Source organism: Aquipuribacter hungaricus (assembly GCF_037860755.1).
In the GTDB taxonomy this organism is placed as follows: Bacteria; Actinomycetota; Actinomycetes; order Actinomycetales; family JBBAYJ01; genus Aquipuribacter; species Aquipuribacter hungaricus.
The window spans coordinates 1-4,104 of the sequence record NZ_JBBEOI010000289.1 but is presented as its reverse complement, the minus strand read 5'-3'; the positions used below and the strand labels follow the sequence as shown (position 1 = coordinate 4,104).

Below are 4,104 nucleotides of genomic sequence, written 5' to 3'. Positions count from 1 at the left end.
GAACCACGCGGCGGTCCCGGGGGCCAGCCGTTCCGCGGCCAGCGCGGCGGCGGTGACGACCACCCCGTCGAGCAGGACCGGGGTGCGGCGGCGGGCGGCCTGCAGGCAGATCCCGGCCATGGCGGCCAGGTCGGCCCCGCCGAGCGCCCCGAGCAGCCGCAGCGGGTCCGCCCCGTGGCGCTCCCGCGCCCGAGCCAGGGCCAGGGCGACGACCTCGGTCTTGCGTGCCAGGCCGGCGTCGTCGACACCGGTGCCGCGACCGGTGACCGTGGGGGCGCCCAGGCCCAGCAGGGCGGCGACGAGGGCGGCGGACGGGGTGGTGTTGCCGATGCCCATGTCGCCGACGACGAGCAGGTCCGCGCCCGCGTCGACGGAGGCGTCGGCGATGGCGGCCCCTGCGGCGAGGGCGGCGTCGGTCTCGGCGGGGCTGAGCGCGTCCTCGGTGTCGATGCTGCCCGAGCCGCGGCGGACCTTGTGGGCGACCAGGTCCGGGTCGGTGCCGGCGGGCCAGTCGACGTCGACGGAGAGGTCGTGCGTCCTCACCCGGACGCCCAGGTGGCGGGCGAGCACCGTGGCGGCGGCGCCGCCGTCCAGGAACGCCTGGACCATGAGCGGCGTCACGGCCGCGGGGAAGGCCGAGACTCCCCGGGTGGTGACCCCGTGGTCGCCGGCCACCACGTGCAGGTGCACCTCCTGCGGCGGAGGAGGGGTCGCGGTGCCCCGGACGCCGGCCCACCACACGGCGGTCTCGCCGATGCGGCCGAGCGCACCCGGCGGGGTGGCGAGGGCGGCGAGCCGCTGGCGCGCGGCCGCGGCGGCCCCGGCGTCGGGGACGGGGCGCACCGCCTCGAGCAGGGCGGCCTGGTCGGGACGGGGGAGGGCGCTCACCGGCGGACGTCCACGACGTCCAGGCGCTCCTCCACGGCCGCGCCCGAGGCGTCCCGCTCCACGACGTAGGCACCTGCGCCGTCGCGCTCGACGACGGCCTGCGCCAGCTCTGTACCGCGGTAGACGAGGCCGGCCCCGTCGTCGGTGCAGTAGGTCCGCCCGAGCGTGCCGTCGGCGACGAGGGCGTGCACCAGGGGGCGCCGGCGGGCCTCGGAGTCGTAGTGGACGCCGTTGGCGTACGGGACGAGCCCGAGCCCGTCGGTGACCGGGTCCAGGCCGGGCCCGAAGGAGTCCGTGGTCCCGCCGGTGTGCCAGCAGATCGACCCGGCGCTCACCCCGCCGAGGACGACGCCGGCCTCCCAGACCTGCCGCATCACCCGGTCCAGGCCGTGCGCCCGCCAGACGGCGAGCAGGTTGACGACCGAGCCGCCGTTGACCCACACCACGTCCGCCTCGAGCAGGTGGCCGAGCACGTCGTCGACGCTGGGCATCGGGAACAGCGACAGGTTCGTCACGTCGATGCCGGCCTCGCGGCCCGCCTCGAGCACCCAGCTGTTCCAGTGCGCCTGGTCGCCGCCCGCGGTGCCCAGGTGGGTGACTCTCGGGGTGCGGCCGCTCACGCCCGACAGGTCGAGGCAGTGGTGCACCAGCGGGCCGAACGCGACGCGGGTGCGCCGCCCGGGCACCCAGCCGCCCGACGTCGCGACGATGGTGGGGACGTCAGCGGGCACGGGTGGCCTCCGGGTGCGTGGGGGTCGTCCCGCCCGTCGGGGCGGTGCCGCGGGGGGAGCTGCTGCTGTCGGCAGTGCTGCTGCCGCCGTAGGTGCCGTCGCTGCCGGTCTCGGCGCTGCCCGCGGGGCGCAGGCCGAGGTGGGCGAGGACCGCGCCGGCCCCGCGCCTGCCGGACACGAGGGCGCCCTGGATCGACGGGGTGTCGCGGTGGTCGCCGACGACGACCAGGCCGTCGCCGAGGTCCACGGGACGACGGGTCCGCAGGGGCAGGTCCCGGCGGGGGAGGGCGTCGACCACCTCGTGCACGGCGACCTCGTGGCCGAGCAGCCGGGGGGAGGTGCCGAGCACCCGGGCGGCCTGGTCGCGGACGGAGGCCAGCACTGCCGCGGGACGCTCGCCCGCCCGCTCGCCGAGGGTGCCGAGGACCGTCGTCGCGACGAGGTCGGCGCGACCGTCCAGGCGGGGCGGGAGGTAGCCGGGCGCGCTGCGGCTGACCACGACGGTGTTGACCAGGCCGTGACGACGGCGGTGGCTGCCGTCCCCGGAGACGTGGAGGTAGCGGCCGCGCCGCCCGGTGCCCAGGGGCTCCTCGCTCACGTGCCAGACGGTCGTGAGGACGCGGTCGGGCGGGGTGGGACGGCCCAGCAGCGCGCCGGTGGCGGGGGCCGCCCCGGCCAGGACGAGCGTGCGCGCGCGCACCTGGAACGGTCCGTCGGCGTGGTCGCCGGACACCTGCCAGCCGTCCGGCCCCCGCGTCGTCGCACGGACGCGGGCGCCCGTGCGGACGCTGCCGGCGGGCAGGGGGGCGGCCACCGCGTCGGAGAACGCCTGCATGCCGCCCACCGGTAGACCGGGGGAACCGAGCAGGCCCGCAGCGACGAAGGAGCGCAGCAGCAGGTCGACGTAGCGCCGCGAGGTGGTCCCGTCGGCGTCGGCGAGGGTGCCGGTGAGGAAGGGCTCCACGACCTGGCGGCGCAGCGGGCCGGTGAGGCCTGCGGCGTCGAACGCGGCGTGCCAGCCGACGTCGGGTGCGCGCTCGAGCCTGGGGACCGGGGTGAGGACCGCACGGGCCACCAGGCGCACCAGGCCCAGCAGGTCGCCGGCGGGCAGCAGGCCGGAGCGGAGCATGCCCGGGAGCGCGTCGGGTCGGCGGACGGGGTCGGCCAGCAGCGTGCGGACGACGGGCTCGCCGCGGGCGACGACCACGCCCGCGCCGAGCGGCTGCAGGCGGAGGGCGTCGACGTCGACGACCCTCGGCAGGGCCGGGTAGGTGGGGTTGAGCAGCTGGAAGCCCCGGTCGACGAGGACGCCGTCGACGTCGTCGGTCCGCACCCGGCCGCCGACCTCGTCGTCGGCCTCGAGGACGAGGACGTCCAGCCCGCTGCCCATGAGCTCGCGCGCGCAGGCCAGCCCGGCGAGGCCGGCCCCGACGACGACGACGTCGGCGCTGGCGGGCGGGGCGGAGGCGTCGACGGGGGAGGGACCGGCAGGGGTCCCGGCGCGGGCAGGCACGACAGCACCGTAGCCGCAGCCCTGTGGACGACGCCCGCGGGCCAGCGGCGCCCCGTGGTGGCATCGGGGGGTGGCGGGACGACGCAGCACGGGCGTGGCGCAGGACGACGGGCCGCGCGAGGGCGACGAGGTCGCCGGGGTGGTCCTCGGGTCGCCGGTGGGCTCCGGCGGCTCGGGCTCGGTGTGGGCGGGCACCGATGTCGCCACCGGTGAGCGGGTGGCGGTCAAGCTGCTCCACCGGCGTCCGGGCGCTGGTCCGAGCGCTGCGGGCGGGACGGCTGCGGGCGCGCGCGCCGGGGGCGGGAACGCTGCGGGCGAGGCGGGTGCCGTCGAGGATGCCGGCTGGCTGCTCGCGCGCGAGGGCGCCCTGCTCGGGGGTCTGCGCCACCCGCACGTGCTGGCCGTCCGCCGCGTCTGCAGCGACCCGCCGGCGCTGGTCACCGACCTGGCGTCCGGCGGCTCGCTGGCGGCGCAGGTCGCGGCGCGGGGGACGCTGACGCCGGGCGAGGTCGTCACGGTGGTGGCGCCGCTGGCGGACGCGCTGGCGGCGCTGCACGCCCGGGGGGTCGTGCACGGTGACGTCACCGCCGCCAACGTCCTGTTCGTCGACCGGGGGCGACCGGTGCTGGCCGACCTCGGCGTCGCGCGGCTGGCGGGCAGCGGGACCGCCTGGGCCACCCCCGGCTTCGCCGCGCCCGAGGTGCTGGCCGGTGCGGCGCCCGGTCCCGCGGCCGACGTGCACGGGCTCGGTGCGGCCGCCTGGCTCGCGCTGACGGGTGCCGTCCCCCCGGTCGAGGAGGACCGCCTCCCCCTGGGGCTGCTCGCGCCGTCGTGCCCGTCGCGGCTGACAGCCGCCGTGACCGCCGCGCTCGACCCTGACCCCGCAGCCCGGCCTGCGCCCGAGGAGCTCGCCGCCGCCGCGCGGGCCACCTGCCCCGGGACCGCGGTGCGGCTGGTGCCGTCGGCGGCGCT

Annotated in this window: 4 protein-coding genes; 1 reads left to right on the top strand and 3 read right to left on the bottom strand. The window is 78.9% G+C overall.

The genetic code is table 11. From position 1 onward, the window contains the following. From WCS02_RS18310 to WCS02_RS18300, 3 genes are all read right to left on the bottom strand, one after another. Positions 1-888, bottom strand: an 888-nt coding sequence (locus tag WCS02_RS18310; RefSeq protein ID WP_340295726.1) for a nicotinate-nucleotide--dimethylbenzimidazole phosphoribosyltransferase, incomplete at its 3' end; no start/stop codon positions are given. Next, positions 885-1,619 (bottom strand): Type 1 glutamine amidotransferase-like domain-containing protein, encoded by a 735-nt coding sequence (locus tag WCS02_RS18305; protein WP_340295725.1) that lies wholly within the window; start codon positions 1,617-1,619, stop codon positions 885-887. The genes WCS02_RS18305 and WCS02_RS18310, both read right to left, overlap by 4 nt. Beyond that, entirely contained in the window at positions 1,609-3,132 is a 1,524-nt protein-coding gene (locus WCS02_RS18300) for a flavin monoamine oxidase family protein (protein ID WP_340295724.1), read from the bottom strand. Before WCS02_RS18300 ends, WCS02_RS18305 begins: the two co-directional genes overlap by 11 nt. Before the next feature lie 70 nt (positions 3,133-3,202). Between WCS02_RS18300 and WCS02_RS18295 the strand changes: the two genes are divergently transcribed. Next, positions 3,203-4,104 (top strand): protein kinase domain-containing protein (locus WCS02_RS18295; protein WP_340295723.1); only part of this gene is annotated, 902 nt, incomplete at its 3' end.